Origin of the sequence: Actinomadura sp. NEAU-AAG7, assembly GCF_018603865.1 — a bacterium.
In the GTDB taxonomy this organism is placed as follows: Bacteria; Actinomycetota; Actinomycetes; order Streptosporangiales; family Streptosporangiaceae; genus Spirillospora; species Spirillospora litoris.
This window is the reverse complement of sequence record NZ_JAHFZY010000001.1, coordinates 890268-901810: the sequence shown is the minus strand read 5'-3', so window position 1 is coordinate 901810 and position 11543 is coordinate 890268. Positions and strand designations below refer to the sequence as shown.

Genomic DNA, 11543 nt, shown 5'->3' with positions numbered 1-11543 from the left:
ACCGTGCCGCACCTGCGAGAACACCGCTGTTGTCGAGGTGCTGCAACGCGACTTCTGGGTCATCGTGGGGGGATGAGCGAGCATCGGCACGGGCGGCTGCGCCACGTTCTGCGGCCGCATTCCCACGGGACGGCGGACAGGGTCGGCTCCGCGCTGGAGGGCGGCGCCGATGGCATGCGGGCGCTGTGGATCTCGCTGGCCGGGCTCGGCGCCACGACGCTCGTCCAGGCGGTGGTGTTCGCGTTCTCCGGGTCCGTCGCGCTGCTCGGCGACACGCTGCACAACGCGGCGGACGCGCTGACCGCTGTCCCGCTGGGCGTCGCGTTCGTGCTGGGCGGGCGCCCGCCGACGCGCCGCTACACCTACGGCTACGGCCGCGCCGAGGACCTCGCGGGTGTCGTGATCGTGCTCGCGGTCGCCGCGTCCTCGGTGGCGGCCGGATACGCGGCCGTCCACAGGTTCGCCCATCCACAGCCTGTGGAAAACCTTGGGGCGGTCGCGGCGGCCGGGCTGGCCGGGTTCGTGGGGAACGAGCTCGTCGCCCGCTACCGCGTCCGCGTGGGCCGCCGGATCGGCTCGGCGGCGCTGGTGGCCGACGGCCTGCACGCCCGCACCGACGGCTTCGCCTCCCTCGCCGTCCTGCTCGGCGCCGGGGGCCTCGCGCTCGGCCTCCCCTGGGCCGACCCCGCCGTCGGCCTGCTGATCACGCTCGCGATCCTCGCCGTGCTGTGGCAGACGGCCCGCGAGGTGTGGCGCCGCCTGATGGACGCCGTCGATCCCGGCCTCGTCGACCGCGCCGAGGAGGCCCTGGCGGGGACGCGCGGCGTCCTCGGCGTCGGCTCGGTCCGGCTCCGCTGGATCGGGCACCGCCTGCGCGCCGAATGCGACGTGATCGTCGATCCGCTCTCGACGATCGTCCAGGCCCACCGGGTCGCCGTGGACGCCGAGCACAGCCTCCTGCACGCGCTGCCCCGGCTGTCGGGCGCCCTCGTCCATCCGGATCCGCGGCCGGGCCCCGGCGAAGATCATCATGCCGTTCTCGCCGCACACCGCTGATCCATAAGCTGTGAGACGTTAGTCCGGAGCAGAAGGGGAGAAATACGGCCCCGGGGTCGATCTGGAACGGGATGGCGTCGGTGAAGCAGTCAGCAGAGCCCAACGAGCCGCACGAGGACGAGCGATCTCCTCACGCTCCGGATCCCGTCCCGCTCCCGGAGCGGGCGGCGGAGCCGACCGCGGAGGTCGAACCGCTCGCGGAGCCGGTCGCGGAGCCGGTCACGCAGGACGAACCGGTCTCGGAGCCCGCGCCGATCGCGCAGGTCGAGCCGGTCGCGGAGCCGGTCGCGGAGCCCGAGCCGGTCGCGGAGCCCGCGCCTGTCGCGGAGCCAGAGCCCGTCGCGCGGACCGCGCCGCTCCCGGAGGTCGAGCCCCTCGTGGACGACGAGGCGGGCGTGATCCTGGAGGACGGCTGGGACGGCGCCAATCTGGTCGAGTCCACCTACGGCGCGCTGACCGAGGGTTTCGAGGAGCGTGAGGCGCGGCTGCGGGAGTCCTCGTCCGAGGCGGTCGGGTGGGCGCCCTACATCGCGGCCGTGCGCGCGTTCCGGGAGGGGCGGGTCGCCGGCGACTGGGAGAGCCTGGCCAGGCTGCTCGTCGCCCCGGGCTCCCTGACCTCCGGCGATGACGTCCAGATCGTGGAGACGCGGGACGAGGACGCCGCCGTCCGCGCCGCCGTCCAGGAGTCGCTGGACGCCGGCCAGCGGGCGCTCCTCCTCGCCCCCGACCAGGAGCGGGCCGCGGAACTGCTGCGGAGCATGCGGGACGACGTCTTCGCCCTCCTGATCGAGACGCGCCCGGCGGCGCCCCCGGCCGAGCCGGACGGCCCCACCCCGCGCGGCGAGTTCGGCTCCAACGGCACCGTGGAGTTCAGGCCGCTGAGCTTCGACGACGAGGGCGCCCTCGACATGACCCTCCCCGACCTCCCGAACCCGGCGGAGCCGCCCCGCGAGCCCGAGGAATGGGTGCGCGACGCGGTCGTCCGGCCCGTGGCGGAGGCGTGGCGGCAGTCGTGGGAGACCGAGGCGCGGCTGCTCAAGCGCGGGTTGATGTGGCTGGAGCAGTGGCCCCGCGACGCGGCGGCGCTGCGCGCCGTCCAGGACGAGAACACGCGGCGCCGCGCGGAGCTGGAAGCCGAACTGGCCGCGCTCACCAAGGAGATCGAGGACGCGGGCGCCGCGGAGGCGGCGGCCGAGCAGGGCGCGGTCGACGCCGAGGCGGCGGCGGAGCGGCTCATCACCGTCCAGGACGAGGCGGAGGCCGAGCTGGCGGGCCCGAAGGCGGAGGCCGAACGGCGCCAGGCGGTGGCGGACGCGGCGGCGGCCGACGCGAGCGACCGCACCCGCGACGCCGACGCCGCCCAGGCCCGCTGCGCCGAGCTGCACGCGCGCGACACGACCGCGCAGGCCGAGCTCCAGGCGGCGCGCGACCTTGAGGCGTCGCTGACCGACGAGCTGGAGCGGGCGAAGGAGGCGCTCCCGGGCGTCGCCGCGGAGGCCGAGCGGCTGACGGCGGCCGACGCGGACGCCTCCGGGGAGGGCCACGCGGCCTACTACCGGCTCGTGTCGGCGGAGTCGGCGCTGTCGGCGATGAAGCGGAAGATGACGCTCGGGCAGCGCATGCACGTGGCGTCCCCGCCGTCCGGGCTGAGCGGCATGCGCGCCGAGGTCAAGGCCCGCGCCAGGGAGGCGGACGAGGCGGCCAGGCGCGCCCAGGAGGCCAAGGACGCGGCGGAGAAGGCGGGGCGGCGCCACCAGGAGCTCGCGGCGTTCGTGTCCGACGGCGGCACGCGGCTCGCGCACGCGCGGGAGGCGCAGGAGCGCCTCGGCACGGAGCTCATCTGGCTCGCGTCCGAGCGGGAGAGCGCGGCGGCCGCCTACCAGGAGCAGGCGAGGCTGGCCGCCGAGTCCGTGGACAAGGCGACGCAGATGAGCATGGAGGCCCGCGTCGCGCAGCAGGCCGCGCGGGCGATCGAGGAGCGGGTGGAGGCCGCGCGCGTGGCCCGGGAGGAGGCCCTCGCCACCGCCGGGCGGGCCAAGGCCGCCGCGGAGGCGGCGGCCTCGCACGCGGTCGAGACACGTTCCGCTCTGGAGCGGCGCACGGCGGAGGCCGAGCGGGAGCTGGCGTCCCGCGAGCGGGACCTGGAGACCGCGGTCGAGGCGGAGGCGCGCTCCCGCGAGAACGTCCGGGAGATCTGCGGCGCCGACCCGGTCGGCGATCCCGAGCTGATCAGCACGCACCAGACGCGGGCGATGGCCAGGATCGAACGGCTCACCGCCTACCTGGACGGCGGGGCCGCCGCCGACGGCGCGGCCGAGGGCCTGCTCCGCACCGCCGACCTGGTCGTCGGCACCCCGCTCGGCGCCGGGCTCACCGCCGCCGGGGAGGAGTTCGACACTCTGATCGTGGCTGACGCGGGACGCCTCACCGACGCGGAGCTGCTGGTCGGCGCCGTCCGCGCCCGCCGCTGGATCCTCGTCGGCGGCGCCGGGCCGGAGGAGGAGGACAGTCCCTTCGCCCGAGCCCGCGCCGCCTCGCTCACCTGGGGTTAGCGGCCGGGTCAGTCGTCTTCGCCGCCGAGGACGAGGTGGAGGAGCCAGCCGACGACGCCGACGACGATCGCGCCCCAGAAGGCGGGCCAGAAGCCGGTGACGTGGAAGGGCAGGTCCAGGCGGTCGGCGACGACGCTGGTCAGCCACAGCAGCAGCCCGTTCACCACGAGCCCGATGAGCCCCAGCGTGAGGACGTAGAGGGCGCAGCCGAGCGTCTTGACGATCGGCTTGATGATGGCGTTGACAAGGCCGAAGATGGCCGCGACCGCGACCAGCGTCAGCGCCCGCCGCCCGGCCGTGTCGCCGGAGACCGTGATGCCGTCCAGCAGCGCGGTGGCCACCGCCAGGGCGGCCGCCGTAATGCCGATCTTGAGAAGTATCCGCACACCACGATCATGCTGGTCGGGGACGCGCCTGCCATCCCTCTACATGGCGATTTCGCCGTGCGGCTCACTCATCATCCGGTACGAGGAGGGCTCATTCGTTGCGGTGGAAGAAGGGCGACGCGGCGGGGTTCTGCTGCCGGGACGCGGCCGCGACGGGACGCGTCGCCGCACCCGCCGCGACCGGGACCCCGGTCTCCGGGGCCGCGGGCTGCGCGGCGGCGGGCTGCGCGGCGGCGGCGCTCTGCCGGATGCGCGCGAGTTCCCGCTGGAGCTGGCGCTTCTCCATCTCCAGCGTGCTGAGCGACTCCTCGTGCTCCTCGCGCAGGTAGCGCAGGTCCCGCCGGGCGCGCATGACCCGTCCGGCACCGAGGAACGTGAGCATCGCCCCGGCGATGAAGACGAGGGCGACGGCGGCGCCCGCCAGGAAGACCTGCCACTGGTCGTCCACCCCCGGCACGGTCTCGCCGAAGAGGGTGAGGTGCACGGGACCGGTGTTGTCGAGGACGACGCCGACCGCCACCACGAGGGCCGCCGCGACGAGTAGGAAACCGAGGAACACCATGGGCAGATCTCCTCTGCTGTGACTCCGGAGGGGGGACGGAGGCCCCCCACCATGCCAGAGACCCCCCGGACGACGCCTCCCCCGCGGGAGAACTTCCGTTCGGCTCGTACGGGGGGTTCCCCGGCGATCGCACCGGGTAGTGATCGTTGCCGGGAGACCACGCCGAGCGAGGAGGGGCCCATGCCCGTGCAGGCCATCGTGTTCGACCTGGACGGCGTCCTGATCGACTCCGAACCGCTGTGGGAGGAGGTCCGCCGCGGCTACGTGTCCGCCCGCGGCGGGCGCTGGCTCCCGGACACCCAGGAGCGGCTGATGGGCATGAGCACCCCCGAGTGGGCCGACTACATCGCGACCGACCTCGTCGAGGGCGTCACGGCCGACGAGGTCGCCTACGAGGTGATCGACCAGATGTCCCAGCGCTACGCGGACGGGCCGCCGCTGCTGCCGGGCGCGCGGGAGGCCGTCCAGCGGATGGCCGAGTACCGTCCGCTGGGGCTGGCCAGTTCGTCGCCGCGCGCGCTGATCGACCTCGCCCTCGGCAAGCTCGGGGTGGAGGCCCTGTTCCGCGCCACCGTGTCCACCGAGGAGGTCGACCGGGGGAAGCCGGAACCCGACGGCTACCTCACCGTCGCGGCGCGGCTGGAGGTCCCGGCCGGGGCGTGCGTCGCCGTCGAGGACTCCGCGAACGGCCTGCGCTCGGCGCACGCGGCGGGGATGGCGGTGATCGCCGTGCCGCGCGAGGCGCACCCGCCCGCCCCGGAGGCGCTGGACCTCGCCGCGCACACCGTCCGGCACCTGGACGAGATCACGCCGGAGCTGGTCGGGCGGCTCGGTTCCTGAGGCGTTCCCGGGGACGGGTGTCGGTGGCGGCTCCTAGGATGGGGCGATGGCTTCCCCCGAGGCGCTGGAGACGCTGCGGCGCGTGTTCGGCTACGACGCGTTCCGTGACGGGCAGGGCGAGATCATCGACCACGTCGTCGACGGCGGCGACGCGCTCGTGCTGATGCCGACCGGCGGCGGGAAGTCGCTGTGCTACCAGATCCCCGCGCAGGTCCGGAAGGGCACCGGGATCGTCATCTCGCCGCTCATCGCCCTCATGCAGGACCAGGTGGACGCGCTGCGCGCCCTCGGCGTCCAGGCCGGGTTCCTCAACTCCACCCTGGACCACGACGAGCGCCGCGTCGTCGAGGCCCAGTTCGCGGCGGGCGAGCTGGACCTGCTCTACCTGGCCCCCGAGCGGTTCCGCCTCGGGTCCACGATCGAGCTGCTCGACCGCGGCACGATCGCGCTGTTCGCGATCGACGAGGCGCACTGCGTCTCCCAGTGGGGCCACGACTTCCGTCCCGACTACCTGATGCTGTCGGGCCTGCACGAGCGCTGGCCGGACGTCCCGCGCATCGCGCTCACCGCCACCGCCACCGAGGCGACCCGCGCGGAGATCGCCTCCCGGCTCGGCCTCGAACAGGCCAAGCACTTCGTCGCGAGCTTCGACCGGCCGAACATCCAGTACCGCATCGAGCCGAAGACCGACGCGAAACGCCAGCTCCTGCACCTGCTGCGCAACGAGCACCAGGGCGACGCGGGCATCGTGTACTGCCTGTCGCGCAACTCGGTGGAGAAGCACGCCGAGTTCCTCACCCAGAACGGCATCGAGGCCCTCCCTTACCACGCGGGCCTGGACGCGCGGACCCGCGCCGAGCACCAGTCCCGCTTCCTGCGCGAGGACGGCCTCGTCATCGTCGCGACGATCGCGTTCGGCATGGGCATCGACAAGCCCGACGTCCGCTTCGTCGCCCACCTCGACCTGCCCAAGTCCGTCGAGGGCTACTACCAGGAGACCGGGCGCGCCGGACGCGACGGCCTCCCCTCCACCGCCTGGCTCGCCTACGGCCTCCAGGACGTCGTCAACCTCCGCAAGATGATCGACGGCGGCGAGGGCGACGCCGCGCACCGCCGCCGCCAGGCCACCCACCTCGACTCGATGCTCGCCCTCTGCGAGACCGTCGAGTGCCGCCGCGTCCAGCTCCTCAACTACTTCGGCCAGGCCGGCGGCGAACCCTGCGGGAACTGCGACACGTGCCTGTCACCCCCGCAGACCTGGGACGCGACCGTCGCCGCGCAGAAGGTCCTGTCGGTGATCGTCCGGCTCGACCGGGAGCGCCGCCAGAAGTTCGGCGCCGGGCACATCATCGACATCCTGCTCGGCAAGAAGAGCGCCAAGGTCATCCAGTTCGACCACGACTCCCTCAAGCCGTTCGGCGTCGGCGCCGACCTCCGCGAGGCCGAGTGGCGCGGCGTCGTCCGCCAGCTCCTCGCCCAGGGCCTGATCGCCGTCGAGAGCGACCACGGCACCCTCCTCCAGACCGAGGCCAGCGCCGAGGTCCTGCGCGGCGAGCGCAAGGTCATGATGCGCCGTGAGGCCGAGCGCCCGGCGGCCAAGGCCGCGAAGACGTCCAAGGCCGCCAAGGCCGTGGTCGAGCTGGCCCCCGAGGCCGTCCCGGTCTTCGAGCGCCTCCGCGCCTGGCGCGGCGCCACCGCCAAGGAGCAGGGCGTCCCCGCCTACGTGATCTTCCACGACGCGACGCTGCGCGAGATCGCCACCGCCCTGCCGTCCTCCCTGGCCGAGCTGGGCCGGATCAGCGGCGTGGGCGAGAACAAGCTGGCCAAGTACGGCGACCAGGTCCTGGAGGCCCTGGCCGCCGGCTGATCCGGGGTCAGGTCGTCCGGTCGTAGATGCCGACGGCCCAGGCGCCGTCCCACAGCCCCGTCTCGGACGCGATGAGCGCGACGCTGGCCGGGCTGGTCTCCGTGGTGACGGGCGCCTGCGGCGGCAGCACCCAGACCTCCAGGGTCCGTACCGACCCGACCCACCCCGGCCCCGCCGACCGCTTGTCGAGCTGCGACACGTTGTCGTCCGGGCCGCACCGTCCGACGCTCCCGGGACGTCCGGGCGTGTCGAGGCGGGTGATCAGCCAGGAGTTCGGCACCGCGCACCGCACGTTGAACAGCGTGTTCGCGCTCCGCGCGGTGAAGCGGAGCGCGGCCATCTCCCCCATCCGCTGCCGCCGCACGCTCTGCACCAGCGACAGCGCCTCGCTCCGCCGCGTCGCCTCGGGCGCCGCGACCCTGAGGGGCAACCGGACCGCGACCGGCACGGCGTCGTCCACGGGCCGGTTCCCCGTCCCGGGGCTCAGGGTCAGCGCGGCCACGGCGGCGACCGCCATCGTCCCGGCGGCCAGCCCCCCGCCCCGCCGCCGGCGCCGGATGGCCCGCCCTCTGCGCACGACCTGGTCGACGCGGCCAGGGTTGGGGGAGGCGCCCCCGCTGAGATCCCGTAGAACGGTCGCCAGTTCTTCCTCTGCGTAAGGCACCGCTACCTCGTTTCCTTCAACACGTGCAGGGACGGATCCACCCGCAACCGGATAAGAGCCCTACGGAGCTGCGTCTTCACCGTGGAACCCGTGCATCCGAGGACGACCGCGACGTGCTCGACCGACATCTCCTCGAAGTAGTGCAGGACGACCACCGCACGCTGCCGGGGCGAGAGCCGCCCGAGCGCGTCCCACATGACCTCGCGGTCGTCCACGGCCTGCGAGATGTCCGCGCCGGGCACCTCGGGCAGGTGCTCGGTCGGCACCTCGCCCCGCCGCCGCAGCCGCCACCAGGACGCGTGCGTGTTCGTCAGGATCCGGTAGACGTACGGGCCCGGGTCGTCCTGGATCCGCCCCCACGCGACCCACGCCTTGGCCAGCGCCGTCTGGAGCAGGTCCTCGGCGCGAGCCCAGTCCCTGGTCAGCAGGTACGCGGTCCTGAGCAGACGTTCCGAATGCTCCTCGACGTAGTCGGTGAAACAGGCACGATCCGTCATCCCGTCCTCCGCCCCTCGTTCACCGTCCCTACTCCCGGCGCACCCGGAACGGAGGACACCTCACCCCAAACTGAGACCCACATCACAATCCCCTCGAAGGAGGCACGCTCCCTCTTCGCCGCGCCTTCCACGAAACCGAGCGCCGATTCCCAGGGTTCTCCCAGGATTCTGGGAGGGCTTCTGCCAGGCATCCCCGGTTACATGTGGCCATGCGCACCAACAAGAAGACCCTCGCGGCCGGGATAGGGTCGGCGGGCCTCCTCGGCCTCGGCCTCTACCTGGCGGTACCGGCGGCGGCGAACCCGACCCCGAGCCCGTCCGCATCCGAGTCGCCCTCGTCCAAGCCGTCGGGGGCGCCCTGGAGAATGCACCAGCGAAACGGCGACGCCCACCCCAGGTGGCACGGCATGGGCGACTTCCGAGGCGTCCACGGCGAGGCGACCGTCCGCCGCGAGGACGGCTTCCACCTCTCCACCTGGCAGCGCGGAGCGGTCACCGCCCGCTCCGGCGCCACCCTGACCGTCCGGAGCGAGGACGGCGTGTCCTGGACCTGGACCACCGACGCGAAGACCGTGATCCGCAAGGAGGGCGACAAGTCCGCGCTCTCCGCACTGGCCAACGGCGACCAGGTCCTCGTCTTCGGCGAGCGCTCCGGAAACACCCGCATCGCCAAACTGGTCCGCGCCCCCAAGAAGCCCTGACCGGCCCGCCCCAGCGTGCGCCGGCACTGGACGGGAGGCGGTGGCGGGCACCAGGCTGAACCCGAGACCGGCCGCGGAGCCCTGGAGCCGGTGAGCGGACGACAGGCGTGAAACCGAGGGCGGGCGGGGGCCGATGAGCGAGAGCCGGCGGGTGCTCGTCGTGGACGACGAGGCGAACATCCGCGACCTCATCGAGGTGGCGTTGCGCTTCCACGGCTTCGCGACCGCCACCGCCGCCACCGGCGAGGACGCGCTGCGGGAGGTGGCCGAGAGTCGGCCCGACCTCGTCCTGCTGGACGTGATGCTCCCCGACTTCGACGGTTTCGAGGTGTGCCGGCGGCTGCGCGCGGACGGCGACCAGGTCCCGGTGGTCTTCCTGACGGCACGGGACACGCCGTCCGACACCGTCCGGGGGCTGACGCTCGGCGGCGACGACTATGTCACCAAGCCGTTCTCGATCGAGGCGCTCGTCGCGCGGGTCCGGGCCGTCCTGCGGCGGACGGCCCCGGCGGGCACCTCCCCGCCCGGCGACGACGGGGTGCTGCGCGTCGGCGACCTCGAACTCGACGAGGCGCACTGGACGGTCCGGCGCGGCGGCGCCCGGGTCGACCTGTCGCCCACCGAGTTCAGGCTGCTCGCCCACCTGATGCGCAACGCCGGGAAGGTCCTGTCGCGCACCCAGCTCCTGGAGAGCGTCTGGGGCTGGGAACACCATGGCAACGCCCAGGTCGTCGAGACCTACGTCAGCTACCTGCGCCGCAAGCTCGACCCGCTCGGCACGCCGATCATCCACACCCAGCGCGGCGTGGGCTACGCGCTGCGGCCATGACCCTCAACGCGCGGCTGCTGACCGGGCTGCTGGCGGTCACGCTCGCCGGGCTGGCGATCATGGGCCTGGTGAGCGCGCTCGTCCTGCGCGGCTACCTGATGCACCGGGTGGACGGGCAGCTCCAGGCCACCCGCGACCGGGCCATCGGGCGGATCGCCCACTTCGGCCCGCCCCAAGGGGGCGCCGCCCCAGCGCAGTTCGTGGTGCTCGCCGTCACGCCCACAGGCCAGGTGCGGGTGCTCAGCGGCGACGCGCCGAACCCCGACCGGGCCGTCGCCGAGGTGCGGCGGATCGACCGCGCCACCCTCGACGCCCGCGCGAGCGACCTCGCCCCCTTCTCGCTCCCGGGGCTGCGCGCCGTGGCGCGCCCCTGGCGCAACGGCATCGTGATCGTGGCCGCGCCCCTGACCGGGATCACCTCGGCGGTCCGCAACCTCGTCCTCACCGAGGTCGCCACCGCGGCCGTCCTGCTCGCCGCCCTGGCGCTCCTGGGCCGCCGCCTGATCGGCCGCGGCCTGCGTCCGCTCGACCAGATGGCCGCCACCGCCCACGCCATCACGACCGGCGGCGACCTGCGCGCCCGCATGCCGGGCCCCGGCAGGCGCACCGAGGCCGCCCGCCTCGCCGGTGCGATCAACGTGATGCTCGACCGGATCGAGCAGGCGTTCTGGGCCCGGAGCCGCTCCGAGGCGCGCGTCCGCGAGTTCGCCGCCGACGCCTCGCACGAGCTGCGGACACCGCTCACCACGATCCTCGGATATGCCGAGCTGTACCGGCACGGCGCCCTCGGCCCGAACGAGCTGCCCGACGCGATGCGCCGCATCGAGGACGAGGCGCACCGCATGAACAACCTGGTCAGCGACCTGCTGGAACTCGCCCGCCTGGATCGCGGGGCGGCGCTCCACCCCGTCCCCACCGACCTGGTCGTCCTGGCCCGGGACGCCGTCGCCGACGCGACGGCCGCCTCACCCGACCACCCCGTGCGGCTGGACGCCCCGGACACCCTCATCGCGACCGTGGACGAGGCGCGCCTGCGCCAGATCTTCGCGAACCTCCTGGCCAACGTCCGCGCCCACACACCCCCCGGGACACCGGCGACCGTCCGCCTCGCCCCCGGCGTCATCGAGGTCGCCGACGAGGGCCCGGGCATGTCCCCGGACGACGCAGCCCGCGCGTTCGAACGCTTCCACCGAGCCGAGCAGGGCGCCACAGGCGCGGGCCTGGGCCTCCCCATCGTCGCCGCGATCGCCGCCGCCCACCACGGCCACGCGCAACTCCTCTCCGCCCCCGGCACCGGAACCACCGTGAGAATCACCCTCCCCCCACCCCCCTGACCCCCAAACACCCAGCCCTCCCGACCCCCCACCGGCGACCCGGCGCGAGAGCGGTGTCCATCAGCGTTGGGCGGCGCCGCCTCCGTCACTGGCGAAACAGCCCAAGCTCCCGCCAGGCAGCGTCCTCAAGCCGCCCTAGCCCTCCCGGTGAGGGCATGCAGGCAGCTATGGCACCGCCAAGGACCGGACGCCACCATCCCCCCACGACAGGCCCCTCGCCGAGCCGCCGATCGCCTCGGCGCCGCGACCGTCCAG

At 74.0% G+C, this 11543-nt stretch carries 11 protein-coding genes; 7 read left to right on the top strand and 4 right to left on the bottom strand.

All coding sequences use genetic code 11. The features are described from left to right. Window positions 1-72: 72 nt before the first annotated feature. Together KLI87_RS04240 and KLI87_RS04235 are read left to right on the top strand one after the other, a co-directional pair. Window positions 73-1056: a cation diffusion facilitator family transporter gene (locus tag KLI87_RS04240; protein WP_156220222.1), complete on the top strand. Its 984-nt coding sequence runs from the start codon at window positions 73-75 to the stop codon at window positions 1054-1056. A gap of 80 nt (window positions 1057-1136) precedes the next feature. Further along, the gene (locus KLI87_RS04235; protein ID WP_214615900.1) at window positions 1137-3608 is read left to right on the top strand and encodes a hypothetical protein; all 2472 of its coding nucleotides are present in this window, start codon (window positions 1137-1139) and stop codon (window positions 3606-3608) included. An 8-nt stretch (window positions 3609-3616) separates the two neighbouring features. Here the strand turns inward: KLI87_RS04235 and KLI87_RS04230 are convergent, their stop codons facing one another. Next, window positions 3617-3994 (bottom strand): phage holin family protein, encoded by a 378-nt coding sequence (locus KLI87_RS04230; protein WP_214615899.1) that lies wholly within the window; start codon window positions 3992-3994, stop codon window positions 3617-3619. A 91-nt stretch (window positions 3995-4085) separates the two neighbouring features. Further along, window positions 4086-4556 carry a hypothetical protein gene (locus KLI87_RS04225; RefSeq protein ID WP_214615898.1) on the bottom strand — a complete coding sequence of 157 codons (471 nt, stop codon included), beginning with the start codon at window positions 4554-4556 and terminating at the stop codon, window positions 4086-4088. 180 nt (window positions 4557-4736) lie between these two features. Here KLI87_RS04225 and KLI87_RS04220 point away from each other — a divergent pair, with 180 nt between their 5' ends. Then, window positions 4737-5396, top strand: coding sequence for an HAD family phosphatase (locus KLI87_RS04220; RefSeq protein ID WP_156220224.1), 660 nt, complete (start codon window positions 4737-4739; stop codon window positions 5394-5396). Between the two features lie 46 nt (window positions 5397-5442). Continuing rightward, on the top strand, window positions 5443-7263 hold the full coding sequence (recQ, locus tag KLI87_RS04215; RefSeq protein ID WP_156220225.1) for a DNA helicase RecQ: 1821 nt from the start codon (window positions 5443-5445) through the stop codon (window positions 7261-7263). Between the two features lie 7 nt (window positions 7264-7270). Here the strand turns inward: recQ and KLI87_RS04210 are convergent, their stop codons facing one another. Further along, the gene (locus KLI87_RS04210) at window positions 7271-7927 is read right to left on the bottom strand and encodes a hypothetical protein (RefSeq protein WP_214615897.1); all 657 of its coding nucleotides are present in this window, start codon (window positions 7925-7927) and stop codon (window positions 7271-7273) included. A gap of 2 nt (window positions 7928-7929) precedes the next feature. Next, window positions 7930-8424 carry a SigE family RNA polymerase sigma factor gene (locus tag KLI87_RS04205; RefSeq protein ID WP_156220227.1) on the bottom strand — a complete coding sequence of 165 codons (495 nt, stop codon included), beginning with the start codon at window positions 8422-8424 and terminating at the stop codon, window positions 7930-7932. 209 nt (window positions 8425-8633) lie between these two features. Here KLI87_RS04205 and KLI87_RS04200 point away from each other — a divergent pair, with 209 nt between their 5' ends. The 3 genes from KLI87_RS04200 (at window position 8634) to KLI87_RS04190 (ending at window position 11288) form a co-directional block, all read left to right on the top strand. Beyond that, window positions 8634-9125, top strand: a complete 492-nt coding sequence (locus KLI87_RS04200) for a DUF5666 domain-containing protein (protein WP_214615896.1) — start codon at window positions 8634-8636, stop codon at window positions 9123-9125. A 133-nt stretch (window positions 9126-9258) separates the two neighbouring features. Further along, complete coding sequence (locus tag KLI87_RS04195; RefSeq protein ID WP_214615895.1) at window positions 9259-9954, top strand: response regulator transcription factor; 696 nt, start codon at window positions 9259-9261, stop codon at window positions 9952-9954. Then, window positions 9951-11288: a cell wall metabolism sensor histidine kinase WalK gene (locus KLI87_RS04190; protein WP_214615894.1), complete on the top strand. Its 1338-nt coding sequence runs from the start codon at window positions 9951-9953 to the stop codon at window positions 11286-11288. Before KLI87_RS04195 ends, KLI87_RS04190 begins: the two co-directional genes overlap by 4 nt. The last annotated feature ends 255 nt before the right edge of the window (window positions 11289-11543 follow it).

What these genes read in the sequence shown, in the direction of transcription:
- KLI87_RS04205 (WP_156220227.1), bottom strand. Translation starts at nt 8,424, where the DNA reads ATGACGGATCGTGCCTGTTTCACCGACTACGTCGAGGAGCATTCGGAA.
- KLI87_RS04190 (WP_214615894.1), top strand. Translation starts at nt 9,951, where the DNA reads ATGACCCTCAACGCGCGGCTGCTGACCGGGCTGCTGGCGGTCACGCTC.
- recQ (WP_156220225.1), top strand. Translation starts at nt 5,443, where the DNA reads ATGGCTTCCCCCGAGGCGCTGGAGACGCTGCGGCGCGTGTTCGGCTAC.
- KLI87_RS04220 (WP_156220224.1), top strand. Translation starts at nt 4,737, where the DNA reads ATGCCCGTGCAGGCCATCGTGTTCGACCTGGACGGCGTCCTGATCGAC.
- KLI87_RS04225 (WP_214615898.1), bottom strand. Translation starts at nt 4,556, where the DNA reads ATGGTGTTCCTCGGTTTCCTACTCGTCGCGGCGGCCCTCGTGGTGGCG.
- KLI87_RS04195 (WP_214615895.1), top strand. Translation starts at nt 9,259, where the DNA reads ATGAGCGAGAGCCGGCGGGTGCTCGTCGTGGACGACGAGGCGAACATC.
- KLI87_RS04240 (WP_156220222.1), top strand. Translation starts at nt 73, where the DNA reads ATGAGCGAGCATCGGCACGGGCGGCTGCGCCACGTTCTGCGGCCGCAT.
- KLI87_RS04200 (WP_214615896.1), top strand. Translation starts at nt 8,634, where the DNA reads ATGCGCACCAACAAGAAGACCCTCGCGGCCGGGATAGGGTCGGCGGGC.